Raw genomic sequence first — 15,651 nt, forward strand, 5'->3', positions numbered from 1 at the left:
GGCATCAATGGTGTACAGCTGCGAACCGCCATCGCGGCTTAACGTGACCGCCAGCGTACGGCCATCCGGCGCCCAGGCTGGCGCACTGTTGGAGCCACGGAAGTTCGCGATCAGGCGCCTGCGACCTGTGGCTACATCGTGCACATAAACAACTGGCTTGCGCGACTCGAACGACACATAGGCCAGTTGCCCCCCGTTGGGCGACCATGCAGGCGAGATGATGGGCTCGGGGCTGGACAGTGCGGACTGGGCGTTCTCGCCGTCGGCATCCGCAACCCAAAGGCTGTAACGGGGGCCGGTTTTGGTCACATAGGCAATGCGCGTCGAGAAGATACCGCGCTCACCCGTGAGCTTTTCGTAGATGAAGTCGGCAATGCGGTGCGACACCAGGCGCAGGTCACCCTGCGTGACCACAAAACTCTGTCCGCCCAGGTCTTGGCCCTTGACCACATCCCACAAACGAAACCGCACATCAAAACGCCCATCAGCCAAACGCGTGACGCTGCCAGTGGCCAGTGAATCCGCACTTTTCTGGCGCCACAGTGCGACGTCTGGCCGCGCGGTTTCGTCCAGCGCTGCGCCGGAGGCGTCAATGGCGCGGAACTGCCCGCTTCGCTCCAGATCGGCCTGGACGATGGCCGCAATTTTTTGGGGCGATTGCGCCTCGCCCCGAAACGGAGCGATGGCGATGGGCAATTGGGTCAGCCCAACGCCGGTGACTTCCACACGGAACTGAGCAAGCGCTGGAATGGATGGTGAGGCGATGAGTGCGGCCAGCAACTGGCGGCGCAGGGGAAGCAGCGGAGCTGCGGAAGATGGGTGTTGGGAGATTCGATCTGTGGTCATTGGTATCCAGCAGTGGCCGAACAAGTGCCGAAAGGGCAAACCCGAATGTTACACACAGCGGCGAGCCCCCTGTGACAAACTGTGCGCGACGCACCGTGCCGGACAGGCTGCGCATGGCACAAACGTAGAATCCGGGCGACATGCAAGCCACCGACACGGGCACCAAGCCTGCCTCAGCCCCTACTCCCCCCACAACCTTGATGGCGCGCCTGAAGCGGCTGTCGGTGTACTTTGGCGACCAGCGAATGGCCTGGAGTCTGGCCATTGTTGCAACCTTGGTGGGCGCAATCACCGAACCCCTGATCCCTGCCCTGCTGCAGCCGCTGCTGGACAAGGGCTTTACTCAAGGCACCTTGCAACTGTGGATGGTGCCCCTGGCAATTCTGGGGGTTTTCTTCGTCCGCGGCGTTGCCCAGTTTGTGGGTCAATATGCACTGGCGCGCATCGCCAATGAAGGCATGCTGACACTGCGCCAGGCGCTGTTTGATCGTGTTCTGGCCGCAGAAATGGGATTGTTTGCGCGCCAGTCGGCCAGCGCSCTYTCCAACACCGTGGTSTAYGARGTGCAGACCGGYKCCAYGYTGCTGGTGCAGGCCCTGCTCGGSCTSTCGCGCGAYGGCTTCACGCTGGTSGCGCTGCTGGTCTATTTGCTGTACCTCAACTGGCAGCTCACACTGATTGTTGCCGTCGTCGTTCCGGGGGTCGCCTGGATCATGAAGACCCTGTCGCGGCGGCTGTACCACCTGACCAAGAGCAGCCAGCAGGCCACGGATGAGCTGGCCTATGTGGTCGAAGAAAACGTGCTGGCGCATCGTATGGTGCGCCTGCATGGCGCGCAAGGCGGGCAGGCGCAGCGTTTTGCCGACCTGAGCCGCAGCCTGCGACGCCTGGCCATCAAGTCCACCATCGCCTCCGCAGCCATGACACCGCTGACCCAGTTGCTGGCCGCCGCTGCGCTGTCGGTGGTGATCTGCATTGCGCTCTGGCAGAGCCGGGGTGCGGTCGATACGAAGGACGTGACCGTGGGCGGGTTTGTGTCCTTTATTACGGCCATGCTGATGCTGATCGCGCCSATCCGSCGCCTGGCTGATGTGGCCAGCCCCGTGACCCGCGGTGTAGCAGCTTTGGAACGCGGCCTTGGGCTGCTGGGCGACACGGGTGCAGAAACTGGTGGCACCTACCGCAAGGACCGCGTGCAAGGCGCACTCACGCTGAGCAATGTCACTGTATCGTTTGGCGCCGACCACGCCCCCGCCCTGGACGGGGTCAACCTGCAGGTGGCCCCGGGCGAGATCGTGGCACTGGTGGGGCCCTCTGGCGCCGGCAAGACCACGCTGGTCAACCTGCTCCCGCGTTTTGTCATGCCTTCGGCGGGCACCATCGCGGTCGACGGGCATGCCTTGCCGGATTGGGACCTGCCCTCCCTCCGGTCGCAATTTGCCATGGTGAGCCAGGATGTGGTGATGTTCAATGACACTATTGCCACCAATGTGGCGCTGGGCCAGGCCGTGAACGAAACCCGGGTGCGGGAATGCCTGGCTGCCGCCAACCTGGCAGAACACGTAGCAGGTCTCCCGCAGGGTATCCACACGGTGGTGGGACACAACGCCACGCAGTTGTCAGGTGGGCAGCGTCAGCGGCTGGCCATTGCGCGGGCCCTGTACAAGGACGCCCCCATCCTCATCCTGGACGAAGCGACGTCTGCCCTGGACACCGAATCGGAACGCCTGGTGCAAGAGGCCCTACAGCGCCTGATGCAGGGCCGCACGACCCTGGTCATTGCACACCGGCTGTCCACCATCGAGCATGCCGACCGCGTCGTGGTGATGGAGCGCGGGCGCATCGCCGAGCAAGGCACCCACAGCGAGCTGATGGCGCAGGGTGGGCTGTATGCGCGGCTGCAGACACGCGCTGCATCGGGCTCGGGGACCATCGCTGAGTAAGCAGGCGCGGCACGACTGGTGCTGGCCTTCGCTGATCTCTAAATATTGCCCAGGGCCCACTCTGCAGCAGCCCGCTATGGGCTGCAGGCGTTTGCCTTGGCTACCATCTGCCCCGGTTGGGCTGGCGCTTCCGAATGGCGGCAGCGATTCTCTCCGCAGACTCGGTACGGCTCACGCGCAAGGCGAAATCAGCGGCGGTCAAGCCCAGCTGGTTCTTGAGCGTAGGGTCGGCCCCTTCGTCCAGCAGCAATTGCACGGCCTCGGTAGAGCCGTAATGCGCCGCCATCATCAGCGGCGTGGTGCCGTTGGGCGATGCTGCATCGATGTAGGCGTGGTTTTCGAGCAGCAATGAAATGATCACCGCATGCTGCGGCGAACCTGCCGACGCGGCGTAGTGCAGCGGGGTCCAGCCCGTCTTGTTGACATCGGCATCGCGCGCGATGAGCGCCTTGACGGCCTCCACGTTGCCCTTGATGGCAGCCATCATCAACGGGCTTTCGTCCTTGGCATTGCGAGCCTCCACATTCAGCCGACGGGATGCCAGCAACGCGGCAACGGCCTTGTTCGCGCCGTTTTGCAGGGCAATCGTGAGCGCCACCTGCCCCTTGGGATCACGGGTATTCGGATCAAACCCCCGGCGCAGCAGCGCAGTGATTGCATCACCGTCATCGCGCAGGACGGCCACAAAAAAGTCTTCATAGGCACCGGCCCAGGCCCGGACAGACACTAGGCCCAACGCCACGGCGGCCAAAGCAGAACGTCGTTGCAGGCTCATGCCATCACCTCAGGGAACAAGCGGTCGAAATTGCGGCTGGTGGCCTCAGCCACCACCTCCAGCGTGAGGCCCTTGGTCTCGGCCACCTGCCGGGCCACATGGGGCACATACGACGGATTGTTGGTCTTGCCACGGTAGGGCACCGGGGCCAGGTAGGGGCTGTCGGTCTCGATGAGCATGCGGTCCAGCGGCACAAAGGCCACCACGTCGCGCAGCTCCTGCGCGCTCTTGAAGGTGACGATGCCCGAGAACGAGATGTAGTAACCCCGATCCAGCGCGGCCCGCGCAACCTGCATCGATTCGGTAAAGCAGTGGAAAACGCCACCCGCCAGATTGCCTGCGCCATCCTCGCCCTCTTCCTGCAGGATGGCCAGCGTGTCGTCGGAGGCACTGCGCGTGTGGATGATGAGGGGCTTGCCACAGGCGCGCRCCGCGCGGATGTGGGTGCGGAARCGSTCRCGCTGCCACTCCAGGTCGGCAATGCTGCGCCCGCCCTTGCGATCTTCCATGCCGTAGTAGTCCAGGCCGGTCTCGCCAATCGCCACCACGCGGGGCAGCGCCGCGCGGTCCAGCAGATCCTGCACGCTGGGCTCCGTCACGCCCTCGTTGTCGGGGTGCACGCCCACCGTGCTCCAAAAGTTGTCATGGGCCAGGGCCAGGGCGTGCACGCCCTCGAACTCTTCCATGGTGGTGCAAATGCACAGGGCCCGGGTGACCTGCGCCTCGGCCATGGCCTGGCGGATGGCGGGCAGCTGGCTGACCAGTTCCGGGAAGTTGAGGTGGCAGTGCGAATCAGTGAACATGTGATGAAAAACAAAAAAGCCGACCAGCCAGCGCGGGTCGGCACGGGGGCGGCGGTGGCGCGGTCAGATCGTCTGGGTAGGACGGTCGGAGCCCAGCGCAGTTCCCAGCAATTCCTCGATCTTGGCCTTGAGCTGGCGGGATTTTTCGTCCTTGGGGAACTGGATGCCCACGCCCTGGGTGCGGTTGCCTGCAGCACGGGCCGGTGTCACCCAGGCCACGCGGCCTGCCACGGGGTAGCGCTGGGTGTCGTCGGGCAGGGTCAGCAGCACATACACATCGTCGCCCAGCTTGTAGTCGCGCTGGGTGGGCACAAAGATGCCCCCTTCGGCAAAAAAAGGAATGTAGGCGGCGTAGAGCGCGGCCTTTTCCTTGATGGCCAGCTGCATGACGCTGGGACGGGGCGCGGTGGATGGACTGCTCATGGGTGGGTGTGCGGCTTAGTGTCTGGAGTGTAGGGTGTTTCGCGCCTGGGCGACAAGCGCCTCCAGCATGAGCCCGCCATTGAACGGGTGGTCTGCCGTGCGCGCGGCCTTGGACAGCGCGCGCGACCAGCGTGTGAGCGCGCCCAGCGGCGGCGTCTTGGGCAGGTCAGCCGGCGCAAAGTAGCGTGGTGCGGCGCCCACGCTGGCGGCCAGCAGGTCGTGGCAGAGCTTTTGCAGCGCGTCGATCACCTGGGCCGGAGCCCAGTCGCCCAGCGCCGTCACATCCCCCCGCGCCACCGCCTGCGGCAAGGCGGACCAGGCCTGCGGGCTGCGACCCGACTGGGCCAGGGCCATGGCGTCCTCGGGCCGCCCGCCTGCCGCGCGCAGAAACGACGCTGCCGCATCCCGGGCCACGCCCTGGGCCTGCAACCAGGCCAGGCTGTCGGCCTCCACAGGCCAGACCATGGTGTGGCCCAGGCAGCGGCTGCGGATGGTGGGCAGCAGTTGGTGCGCTGCCTCGCTGGCCAGCACAAAACGCACGTCGCCCGGCGGTTCTTCCAGCGTCTTGAGCAGCGCGTTGGCCGTGACATGGTTCATCTGCTCGGCGGGGTAAACCAGCACGGCCTTGCCTTTGCCACGCGCCGAGGTGCGCTGCGAAAACTCCACCGCATCGCGCATGGCCTCSACGCGGATCTCGCGGCTGGGCTTGCGCTTYTTGTCGTCRATGTCGGCCTGSGCCTTTTCCGACAGGGGCCAGCCCAGCGCCATCATCTGCACCTCGGGCATCAGCACGCACAGGTCGGCATGGGTGCGCACSTCGATGGCGTGACAGCTGCCGCAGCGGCCGCAGGCTCCCTGCTCTGTCGGCGCATCGCACAGCCATGCGCGCACCATTTCCAGCCCCAGTGTGTATTGCCCCAGACCCGACGGCCCCTGCAACAGCCACGCGTGGCCGCGCTGGGCCAGCAGGCTGGTGCGCTGTGCAGCGATCCAGGGCGCCAGGGCCACGGCGGTCTCGCTCATTGCGCCCCTCCCTGCGTAGCCACCATGATGGCCAGCCAGCCCTTGCGCACAAACACGCTGGTGAGCTGCTGCCACACGCGGTGGCGGTCCTGCGCCGCATCCAGGCGCGCAAACCGCTGCGGTGCAGCGGCTGCGCGGTCTGCATAGCCCTGTGCGACGCGGCGGAAGAACTCGACCGGTTGAGCCTCGAAGCGGTCAGGCACACGCGCACCGGCCAGCCGCTCGGCCGCCACCTCGGGCGCCAGGTCAAACCACACCGTCAGATCGGGTTCACGCATCAAACTGGCCTCAGGCGCCAGTCCGGTTTGCGCCAGGCGCTCCAAAGTTGATAGCACACCCAGATCGAAGCCCCGYCCCGCGCCCTGATAGGCAAAGGTGGCGTCGGTGAACCGGTCGCACAGCACTACGTTGCCACGGGCCAGCGCGGGCTCGATCACGTTGCGCAGATGGTCGCGGCGGGCCGCAAAGATCAGCAAGGACTCGGTGAGCGCATCCATCGGGTCGTTCAGGACCATCTCACGCAGCTTTTCGGCCAGCGGCGTGCCGCCGGGCTCGCGGCTCACGGTGACAGTACGGCCCTGGGTGCGGAAGGCCGCGGCCAGGCCTTCGATGTGCGAGGACTTGCCCGCACCGTCGATGCCTTCAAACGTGATGAACAGACCGGGTCGTGACATGGGCGCCTTGGTTCAAGAAACTGTTTACTGCTGCCCGCGCTGGTAGCGGTTGACGGCGCGGTTGTGCTCCTCCAGCGAGGCACTGAAATGGCTGGTGCCGTCGCCCTTGGCCACAAAGTAGAGCGCGCGCGTGGCCTGCGGCTGCACGGCGGCCAGCAGCGAGGCCTTGCCGGGCATGGCGATGGGAGTGGGCGGCAAGCCGGGGCGGGTGTAGGTGTTCCAGGGGGTGTCGGTCTGCAGGTCGCGCTTGCGCAGGTTGCCGTCAAACTTTTCGCCCAGGCCATAGATCACCGTGGGGTCGGTCTGCAGCAGCATGCCCACCCGCAGGCGGTTGACGAACACGCCTGCAATCTGGCCCCGGTCGCTGGCCTTGCCAGTTTCCTTTTCGACAATGCTGGCCAGCGTCAGCGCCTCGTCCGCCGACCTGAGCGGGGTGTCGGCCGCGCGCTGGGCCCAGGCAGCCTCCAGATGGCGGTCCATGGCGTGCATCGCCCGGCGCAGCAAGGCGATGTCGCTGGAGCCTTTGGCGTAGGTGTAGGTGTCCGGGAAGAACCGCCCCTCGGGCGCCACGCCGGGGCGGCCCAGCTGGGCCATCAGCGCCTCGTCGGTCAAGGCGGCAGCATCGTGTTTGATCTGCTCTTCCTTGGCCAGCGCTTGGCGCACCTGGCGCCAGTTCCAGCCTTCAACCAAGGTGAGTGCGCGCAAGGCCTCTTCGCCCCGGGCCAGCTTTTGCAGCAGGCTGATGGGCGTGGTGCCGGGCGGGATTTCGTAGTTGCCCGCCTTGATGGCGCGGTCTTGCCCCGAGACACGGAACCAGGCGTAGAGCAGGCGCGCGTCCGTCTTCACCCCGGCCGCCACCACATCGCGGGCCACGCCGCGCGGCGTGGTGCCGGGCTCGATGGCCAGCTCCAGCGGCTCGGGGCCCAGGTCCAGCGGCTGGTGCAGCCACCAATACGCAGCGCCGCCCAGTGCGATCCCCACCAACACGATCAAAGCCAGTAAACGTCGCACAACCCTGCTACCAATATGTATGAATCAGGGCATCATAATTCAGCGATGACCTACCCCTTGAATGGCATAGCCCCCTTATCCCACCTCGGCGTGATTCGCGTGGAAGGCGAAGACGCCGCCAAGTTTCTGCACGGCCAGCTCACCCAGGATTTCGCCCTGCTGGGCATGGACCAGGCCCGCCTTGCGGCCTTCTTGTCGGCCAAGGGCCGCATGCAGGCCAGCTTCATCGGCTTCAAGCGCAGCGCCAGCGAGGTGCTGCTGGTCTGCAGCCGCGACCTGCTGCCTGCCACGCTCAAGCGCCTGTCGATGTTTGTGCTGCGTGCCAAGGCCAAGCTGACGGATGCCACCGGTGACATCTCCCTTTATGGCGTTGCCGGAGACGCTATCAACTCCGTAGCTGGCAGCGCCCAGCCCGCCTGGACCAAGGCCGATGCGGGTGCCGCCACCGTGGTGCACCTGTACCCCGCCGACGGCACTCCGCGCGCCCTCTGGGTAGCCCCCGCCACAGAGCCCGCGCCCGCCGGCCCTGCGCTGGAGGCCACGCTGTGGCTCTGGAGCGAAGTCATCAGCGGTGTCGCCACGCTGACCACGCCGGTGGTCGAAGCCTTTGTGCCCCAGATGCTCAACTACGAATCGGTGGGCGGCGTGAACTTCAAGAAGGGCTGCTACCCSGGCCAGGAARTSGTGGCGCGCAGCCAGTTCCGWGGCACGCTCAAGCGCCGCGCCTACATTGCCCATGCAGCAGCCGAGGTGGCGGTGGGCGCCGAGGTGTTCAGCACCAGCGACCTGGAGCAGCCCTGCGGCACCGTGGTGCAGGTGGCCGCCGCGCCGGGCGGCGGGTTTGACACCATCGTGTCGCTGCAGATCAGCGCTGCCCAAGAGGGCTCGCTGCAAGTGGGCGCAGAAGGCGGCGTGGCGCTGTCGCTGCTGCCCCTGCCCTACCCGCTGCTGGACGATATTTGAGCCAAATCGGGCACAGGCGCTAGTCCAACATGCCCGAGCAGCTCCCCTTTTAATAGCAAACCATCAGAGCTTGCGGGCCATGGCGATGTGCGCAATGCCCGCCTCTTCGTACGGCTCGCCCACCACCGTGAACCCCGCGCGGCGGTAAAAGCCCTCGGCGCTTCGCTGGGCGTGCAATTGCACTTCGGCATCGCCCCGGGCACGCGCCGCGTCCACCAGCGCATCCAGCAATTGGCGGCCCCACTGCGCACCGCGTACCGACCGATCCACCGCCATGCGGCCGATGCGGCCCACGCCGGGTGCGTGCTGCAGCAGGCGGCCCGCAGCGACGGGCATGCCCAGCCGGTTGTACAGCACGGCGTGGCGCGCCGAGATGTCGTGCCTATCGGCCTCGACCTCGGCCGGAATGCCCTGCTCATGCACAAACACATCGGTGCGTACGCGGCCTGCATCGCGACCCAGGGTGTTCCAATCGCCAGTGCGCACCTCGGCCATCTCAGCGCCCGCTTCAAAACCTTCAAAAATCGCGCGCAGTGCGGGCGGCACAGGGCGCGAGGTCTGCGTGGCTGGGTCGGCAAACACATAGACCAGCTCGGCAGAAATCAGCAGCCGGTCGCCACAAAAGATACCCGCAGTGAACAGGCACGACGAATTGCCGATGCGCCCGCACTTCAGGCCCACGTCCAGCGTGTCGTCGAGCCGCGCCGAGGCGTGGTACTCCACCGTCGCCTTCTTCACATACATCTCGCCGCCCAGCGCCAGCATGCTCGCCTCGTAMGGCAGCGCCAGCGCGCGCCAGTASTCGGAMATGGCGGTRTCCACGTACATGAGGTAGTGCGCRTTGAACACGATCTTTTGCATGTCCACCTCGGCCCAGCGCACGCGCAGGCGGTGGAAACAACGGAAATCACTGCGTTGCATGGGTTCGTTTACTCCAGGTGAAAAGCCAGCCGCAGCGCGCGGGCTGCGTCGGCATGGGCCTTGCGCGCTTCGGGGATGGCGCGGCCCATCTTGATGAATTCGTGGGTCACGCCCCGGTAGATGTCCAGGTCCACGGGCACGCCCGCCAGGCGCAGCTTGTCGGCATAGTCAACGCCTTCGTCCACCAGCGGGTCGCATTCGGCCAGGCCGATCCACGCGGGTGCCACGCCCTCCACGTCCGGCGCCAGCAGCGGCGCAAAACGCCAGTCTTCGCGCTCCTCGCGGGTGGTCACGTAATGGCCAAAGAACCAGCTGATGGCGGGTTCCTCCAGCACCAGGCCGCGTGCAAAGGTGGCGTGTGAAGGCGTGTCCTGGTGCGCGGCGCAGCCGGGGTAGATCAACAGCTGCAGCGCCAGCGGCAGGCCCGCATCGCGCGCCAGAATGGCGTTGACAGCGGCCAGCGTGCCCCCCGCGCTGTCGCCCCCCACGGCCAAGCGCTGCGGGTCGGCACCCAGGCGCTCGGCGTTGGCAGCCAACCACTGCAGCGCATCCCACGCATCGTTGCTGGCCGTGGGAAAGCGGTGCTCCGGCGCCAGCCGGTAGTCCAGCGACACCACCATGCAACCGGCCAGACGCGCCAGCTCGCGGCACAGGATGTCGTGCGTGGCGATGTTGCCGATGGTGAAGCCGCCGCCGTGCGTGTACAGCAGCACGGGCAAGCCCTTGTCGGTGCTGGGCGCGTACAGCCGTGCGGGCAGCATGGCACCGTCGCGGGTGGGGATCTGCAGGTCTTCCACCCGCGCCAGCGCGGCTTTGGGAACTTCCAGCACGTCGGCGCCTGCCTGGTAGGCGATGCGTGCCTCCTGCGGCGTGCGTGTGTGCAGCGGCGGATGCCCGGCGCGGGCCATGCGTTCGAGCACGCTGCGCATCTGGGGGGTCAGGCGGGTGTGGTGGATGTGCAGTTCGGTCAACGGTCGGGGTCTCGGCAGAAAAGACAACGGCCCGCAAGGTGGCGGGCCGATCAGGGGTGGGTTACTTGAAGCTCAGTCGCACGGGTGCTGCGCCGGGCAAGCCGTCGTAGGTGGCCGTCACCGACAAACCGGCCTTGGGCGGCAGCAATGCAGAGAACGAGCCCAGGCTGATCAGGTCGCCCGGCTGCATGGCCAGGCCTTCTTGTGCGAGCGCACCGGCCAGCCACACCACAGCGTTGAGCGGGTGGTCCAGGATGTCGCTGCCTTTGCCGCCACCCAGGCGCGCACCCGCGCCATCGGTCAGCGACACGTTCATGTCGGCCAGGGCCTGGAGCATGGCAAAACGCTCGCCCCGGTACGCCGGCACGGCAATCGGGGCACCCACCACGCCCAGGCGCGCGCCCACGTTGATGGCGGTCACGCCCGCGCCGTTGAGCTTGGGCGGCGCCTGCACCATCAGGTCGGGCAGCTCGATAAAGGGAATGATCTGGTCCACGGCGTCCAGCACGTCCATGGGGGTCTTGGCCTGGTTGATGGCGGCGCTTTTCACGCGCACCAGCATGTCGGCCTCGTACAGGGGGCGGGCACCGAAGGCTGCATCCACCGTGGCGCCACTGGGCAGCACCATGCCCTCGTAGAGCTTGCCCCACACGGGCTTGTCGGTGTTGAAGCGCTTTTGCACGGCGGGGTTGGTCAAGCCCGCCTTGTAGCCAATCACCTTGCCCATGCGCTGGGCCAGCAAGACGTTGACCTTGCCGCGTGTGCAGGCGCCGTCGGCGTCCGAAAGGTTCTCGGGGTTGGTCGCCGGGGTCTTGGCCACATAGTTGGCCACCAGGTCGGCGGCCTGCGCGTCCGTGAGGCACTGGGCCTGGGCGCTTGTCACAGATGCGACGGCCACCAGGGCCGCCATCAGGGTTTGCTTCGTTTTCAAGGCTGTCTCCTCCTTATAAAGTGGGCTCAGAACCTTTTCAAAGGCTGGCGAGCTATCGTAATCGCTGGCACTCCCATTCACACACCTTGTTGCACCATGGCTTTCATCTACTACGTCACCCAGATCCAGTTTGAATTCGGCGCCGTCCAGCTGCTGAAGCAGGAATGCGAGCGCGTGGGCATCACCCGCCCTCTGATCGTGACGGACCCCGGTGTGAAGGCCGCCGGCGTGCTGCAAAAGGCGTTGGACGCGCTGCCCGGCATGACGGTGGCCGTGTTTGATCAGACCCCCTCCAACCCCACGGAGGCCGCCGTGCGCGCCGCCGTGGAYATGTACAAGGCCCAGGGCTGCGACGGGCTGATCGCCGTGGGCGGGGGCTCCGCCATCGACTGCGCCAAGGGCATCGCGATTGCGGCCACGCACGAGGGGCCGCTGACGCACTACGCCACCATCGAAGGCGGCTCGCCGCGCATCACCGACCGCGCCGCGCCGCTGATCGCCGTGCCCACCACCAGCGGCACGGGCAGCGAGGTGGCGCGCGGCGCGATCATCATCGTGGACGACCACCGCAAGCTCGGCTTCCACTSATGGAACCTGGTGCCCAAGACCGCCATCTGCGACCCCGAACTCACCCTCGGCCTGCCCCCCATGCTCACAGCAGCCACGGGCATGGACGCGATTGCGCACTGCATGGAAACCTTCATGTCCGCCGCGTTCAACCCGCCCGCTGACGGCATTGCGCTGGACGGCCTCACGCGCGGCTGGGCGAACATCGAGCAGGCCACCAAAAACGGCAGCGACCGCGATGCACGCCTGCACATGATGAGCGCCAGCATGCAGGGCGCCATGGCCTTCCAGAAGGGCCTGGGCGCCGTGCACTCGCTCAGCCACAGCCTGGGCGGCGTGAACCCGCGCCTGCACCACGGCACGCTCAACGCCATGTTCCTGCCCGCCGTGGTGCGCTTCAATGCGCAGGCGGAATCGGTGCAGAAGGAAAAGCGCCTGGAACGCATGGCCCACGCCATGGGCCTGGCCAGCGCAGGCGATATTCCCGAAGCCATCCGCGACATGAACGCCCGCCTGGGCCTGCCCACCGGCCTGGCCGCGATGGGCGTGAACGAGACGATGTTCGACGACATCATCAAGGGTGCGATGGCCGACCACTGCCACAAGACCAACCCGCGCATCGCCACCCCCGAGGAATACCGCGACATGCTGGCCCAGTCGCTCTGAACCCAGCCACCTCACCCGCGGTACCACCGCCGCGCACCTGGGCGCGGCAGCCCATGGTGGGGAGCCAGCGCGTGCCCGTGCACTTGTCAAGCGCGCATTGCGCATGCTGGCAGCTCCGCAGTTTTACAAAACGTCACACATCAGCAACACCGCGCCGGTAGCGCGATGCAAAACCGCGCTCACAACTTCTCACAAGATAGACTCGCCGCTGTCAACAATTAATTAACCATTCATTACCACTGGGGTTGTGGGGGAGGACCACCGTCAATGCGCACCGGAAATCTCACCACCTGGCTTCTGCGGGGCACCTACCCCCGGCTGTATGTGTCCATCGTGGCGATCATCCTGCTGGTCACTGGGGTGCGCTACCACTACCTGCTGGCCGCAGAAACCGACGAAGCCCTGCAGCAAGGCTCTACCGAACTGCGGCGCGCCAGCGACCCTTTGCAGCTGCGCCTGGCCGCCGCGCCCGATGCCGACACCGTGACCCGTATCCTGACCGAGGGGTTGGCGCAGGCAGCGCCTGCAGTGGCGTCCATCAAATGGCAGGCCGCCGACCAGCCCGCCATTGAGGTCACCGCCCTTCCCTACCCCGCCAATGCTCCGAAATGGTTTACCGATTGGCTGGACCTCTCCGCCCCTGTGCAGCAGTCCGGCCTCGCGCTGGCAGACGGCACATCGGGCCGACTGACGGTGACGGCCCACCCGCAGCCCCTGGCGGACCAGGTGTGGGCCACCGTGCTGGTACAGGCACGCATCTCGGCACTCAACATCTTCACCATCTTTTTTCTGCTGACGCTGCTGCTGCGGGCCAATGCCCGCATGCTGCAGCGCCTGGCCCAGGCCACCGACGCGTTTCGCCAGGGGTACCTGAGCACCCGCATGGAAGTCACCGGCACGCTGGAGTCCCGCGCCATGGCCGAGACCTTCAACGACATGGCGGGCAAGGTGCAATCTCTGGTGCTGTCCTTGCATGAAACGCAGCGCCAGCAAAGCGAGCAACTGCACTTCACCCGCCAGCTGATCGATGCCCTGCCCCTGCCCGTGTTTGTGCGCCATGCCGACGGTACCTACCTGGACGCCAACCGCGCATGGCAGCGCCTGTTCCAGTCACAGCCAGGTGCTGACGGCGCTGCCGGGGCCAGCCTGCCGGCCGAACTGGCCCCGGAACGGTCGGCCCGGATCGCCAGCGCGCACGACAACGAGATCCGCATCCGCCCGCCCCACCAGCCCCCGCTGGACATGGCCTATTTCGAAGCGCCCTTCACCAGCACCAACGGCGAACTGGCTGGCACCATCGGCACGCTGGTGGACGTGACCGAGCGCAAGCGCGCCCAGGAAGCCCTGCGCGCTGAAAAGGAACGTGCCGAGGTCACACTCGCCTCCATCGGCGACGGGGTCATCACCACCGACCTGGGCGGACGCATCGAGACCATCAACGAGGCCGCACAGCTCATGACCGGGTTCACGGCCGATCAGGCGCTGGGCCGGCAGCTGGACGACGTGTTCCGTCTGTACGAAGAGCCCGCCAGCCGCACCACCAGCGCGGCCGCCGAACGCGACACCCAGCCGGGTGGGCTGCAGCAGGCCACCTACGAGGTGCTGATCCACCGCTCGGGCGAGCGCTATGCCATCGAGTACACGGCAGCCGCCATCCGCGAAGGCAGCGGCCACGCGGCGGGCTGCGTGCTGGTGTTCCGCGACGTGACCGAAACACGCAACCTGCGCCACCAGATCTCGTGGCACGCCCGCCACGACGCGCTCACTGGTCTGTACAACCGTGCGGCCCTCGCTGAAAAGCTTACACACGCCCTGTTTGTGGCCCGCAACAAGCAGCTGCTGCTGGCGGTGTGCATGCTGGACTTGGACCACTTCCAGGCCGTGAACGACACCTTTGGCCAGCGCGTGGGCGACCGTCTGCTCAAGGAAGTGGCGCGGCGCCTGGGCGCGTTCATCACGGCCCACGAAGCCGTAGCCCGCATGGGCGGCGACGAGTTTGTGCTGCTGCTGGGCGAACAGCCCGATGTGCCCGCCATCGAGGCGCGCCTGGCCGTGCTGATGCAGCAACTGGCCGCGCCCTATGCGATTGACGACCGCCTGGTGAACATCACCGTCAGCATTGGCGTGGCCGTGTTTCCACAAGACGACGCCAACCCCGACACCCTGCTGCGCCATGCCGACCAGGCCATGTGCCAGGCCAAGAGCTTCGGGCGCAACCAGCTGCACGTGTTCGACGTGCAACACGACCACGCCGTGCAGACCCAGCACACCCGCCAGACCCGGGTGGCCCGCGCATTGCACGCGGGCGAACTGGTGCTGCACTACCAGCCCAAGGTCAACCTGCGCACGGGCGAGATCATCGGGCTCGAAGCCCTGCTGCGCTGGCAACACCCGCAGGAGGGGCTGCTGGGCCCCCAGCACGTGCTGCCGCTGGTGGAGGACACGGACCTGCAGGTCGAGCTGGGCGAATGGGTGCTGCGCCAGGCCCTGGCGCAGATGCGGGTGTGGAGCGATGCGGGCATGGGCTGGGAGGTCAGCGTCAACATCGCAGCGCCCCACTTTCACCGGCCCAACTTTGTGCAGCGGCTCAAGGACATCCTGCACACCTGCCCCGAGGTGTCTCCCTCGCGGTTGGAGCTGGAGATCCTGGAATCCGCCGCGCTCGAAGACATGCAGTACATGCGCCGCATGATGCAAAGCTGCCAGGCCCTGGGCGTGCGTTTTGCGCTGGACGACTTCGGCACCGGCTTTTCGTCCCTGTCCTACCTCAAGCGCCTGCCCGCCGAAACGATCAAAATCGACCAGTCCTTCGTGCGCGGCATCCTGGAGGACGGCGACGACCTCACCCTCGTCAAAGCTATCGTGGCGCTGGCGGCTGCGTTCCACCGCCATGTGGTGGCCGAAGGCGTCGAAACCGCCGAACACTGCGCCAAGCTGCTGGAGCTGGGTTGCGAACGCGCGCAAGGTTATGGCATTGCCCGGCCCATGCCTGCGGCCGATGTGCTGCCTTGGGCCCGGGACCACGCTGCACGCCATGCTGCCCGGGCGGTGCAGGAGGCAGCGCGCCGGTCTGCTTCGACCTGAGCATCCTGCGGCCAGCGCAGGAGACCCAATGGGCCCCAGAGGCGCGTCCG

Annotated in this window: 13 protein-coding genes and 1 pseudogene; 4 read left to right on the forward strand and 10 right to left on the reverse strand. The window is 66.5% G+C overall.

Features of this window, described 5'->3' with window-relative positions:
- Positions 1 to 846, reverse strand: a pseudogene (locus tag AC04MI_RS12460) (Tol-Pal system beta propeller repeat protein TolB); the annotation flags it as partial.
- Between the two features lie 140 nt (positions 847 to 986).
- Between AC04MI_RS12460 and msbA the strand changes: the two are divergent.
- A complete protein-coding gene (msbA, locus tag AC04MI_RS12465; protein ID WP_476497888.1) occupies positions 987 to 2,789 on the forward strand; it encodes a lipid A export permease/ATP-binding protein MsbA in 1,803 nt (600 codons plus the stop codon).
- A 100-nt stretch (positions 2,790 to 2,889) separates the two neighbouring features.
- Here the strand turns inward: msbA and AC04MI_RS12470 are convergent, their stop codons facing one another.
- From AC04MI_RS12470 to mltG, 6 genes are all read right to left on the reverse strand, one after another.
- Entirely contained in the window at positions 2,890 to 3,564 is a 675-nt protein-coding gene (locus AC04MI_RS12470) for an ankyrin repeat domain-containing protein (protein ID WP_436077187.1), read from the reverse strand.
- Positions 3,561 to 4,367, reverse strand: a complete 807-nt coding sequence (locus AC04MI_RS12475; RefSeq protein WP_476497889.1) for a TatD family hydrolase — start codon at positions 4,365 to 4,367, stop codon at positions 3,561 to 3,563. Before AC04MI_RS12475 ends, AC04MI_RS12470 begins: the two co-directional genes overlap by 4 nt.
- A gap of 63 nt (positions 4,368 to 4,430) precedes the next feature.
- On the reverse strand, positions 4,431 to 4,790 hold the full coding sequence (locus tag AC04MI_RS12480; RefSeq protein WP_015013859.1) for a PilZ domain-containing protein: 360 nt from the start codon (positions 4,788 to 4,790) through the stop codon (positions 4,431 to 4,433).
- A 15-nt stretch (positions 4,791 to 4,805) separates the two neighbouring features.
- The gene (locus AC04MI_RS12485; protein ID WP_476497890.1) at positions 4,806 to 5,813 is read right to left on the reverse strand and encodes a DNA polymerase III subunit delta'; all 1,008 of its coding nucleotides are present in this window, start codon (positions 5,811 to 5,813) and stop codon (positions 4,806 to 4,808) included.
- Entirely contained in the window at positions 5,810 to 6,487 is a 678-nt protein-coding gene (tmk, locus tag AC04MI_RS12490; protein WP_436077185.1) for a dTMP kinase, read from the reverse strand. The genes AC04MI_RS12485 and tmk overlap by 4 nt, the downstream gene beginning before the upstream one ends.
- 24 nt (positions 6,488 to 6,511) lie before the next feature.
- Positions 6,512 to 7,498 carry an endolytic transglycosylase MltG gene (gene mltG / locus AC04MI_RS12495; protein WP_304466220.1) on the reverse strand — a complete coding sequence of 329 codons (987 nt, stop codon included), beginning with the start codon at positions 7,496 to 7,498 and terminating at the stop codon, positions 6,512 to 6,514.
- 45 nt (positions 7,499 to 7,543) lie between these two features.
- Between mltG and ygfZ the strand changes: the two genes are divergently transcribed.
- Complete coding sequence (ygfZ, locus tag AC04MI_RS12500; protein WP_476497891.1) at positions 7,544 to 8,461, forward strand: CAF17-like 4Fe-4S cluster assembly/insertion protein YgfZ; 918 nt, start codon at positions 7,544 to 7,546, stop codon at positions 8,459 to 8,461.
- A 63-nt stretch (positions 8,462 to 8,524) separates the two neighbouring features.
- Here ygfZ and AC04MI_RS12505 read toward each other — a convergent pair whose 3' ends face one another.
- From AC04MI_RS12505 to AC04MI_RS12515, 3 genes are all read right to left on the reverse strand, one after another.
- Positions 8,525 to 9,382, reverse strand: coding sequence for a YbgC/FadM family acyl-CoA thioesterase (locus AC04MI_RS12505; RefSeq protein ID WP_476497892.1), 858 nt, complete (start codon positions 9,380 to 9,382; stop codon positions 8,525 to 8,527).
- An 8-nt stretch (positions 9,383 to 9,390) separates the two neighbouring features.
- Positions 9,391 to 10,353, reverse strand: a complete 963-nt coding sequence (locus AC04MI_RS12510) for an alpha/beta hydrolase (protein ID WP_436077182.1) — start codon at positions 10,351 to 10,353, stop codon at positions 9,391 to 9,393.
- A 61-nt stretch (positions 10,354 to 10,414) separates the two neighbouring features.
- Entirely contained in the window at positions 10,415 to 11,284 is an 870-nt protein-coding gene (locus tag AC04MI_RS12515; RefSeq protein WP_476497894.1) for a 2-keto-4-pentenoate hydratase, read from the reverse strand.
- Positions 11,285 to 11,380: 96 nt separating this feature from the next.
- On the opposite strand from AC04MI_RS12515, the gene AC04MI_RS12520 reads away from it, so the two are divergent.
- Entirely contained in the window at positions 11,381 to 12,517 is a 1,137-nt protein-coding gene (locus AC04MI_RS12520; RefSeq protein WP_476497895.1) for an iron-containing alcohol dehydrogenase, read from the forward strand.
- A gap of 267 nt (positions 12,518 to 12,784) precedes the next feature.
- Positions 12,785 to 15,601 carry an EAL domain-containing protein gene (locus AC04MI_RS12525; protein WP_436077179.1) on the forward strand — a complete coding sequence of 939 codons (2,817 nt, stop codon included), beginning with the start codon at positions 12,785 to 12,787 and terminating at the stop codon, positions 15,599 to 15,601.
- Positions 15,602 to 15,651: the final 50 nt, after the last annotated feature.

It is taken from the genome of Acidovorax sp. LjRoot204 (assembly GCF_056175785.1).

What these genes read in the sequence shown, in the direction of transcription:
- AC04MI_RS12470 (WP_436077187.1), bottom strand. Translation starts at nt 3,564, where the DNA reads ATGAGCCTGCAACGACGTTCTGCTTTGGCCGCCGTGGCGTTGGGCCTA.
- AC04MI_RS12480 (WP_015013859.1), bottom strand. Translation starts at nt 4,790, where the DNA reads ATGAGCAGTCCATCCACCGCGCCCCGTCCCAGCGTCATGCAGCTGGCC.
- AC04MI_RS12525 (WP_436077179.1), top strand. Translation starts at nt 12,785, where the DNA reads ATGCGCACCGGAAATCTCACCACCTGGCTTCTGCGGGGCACCTACCCC.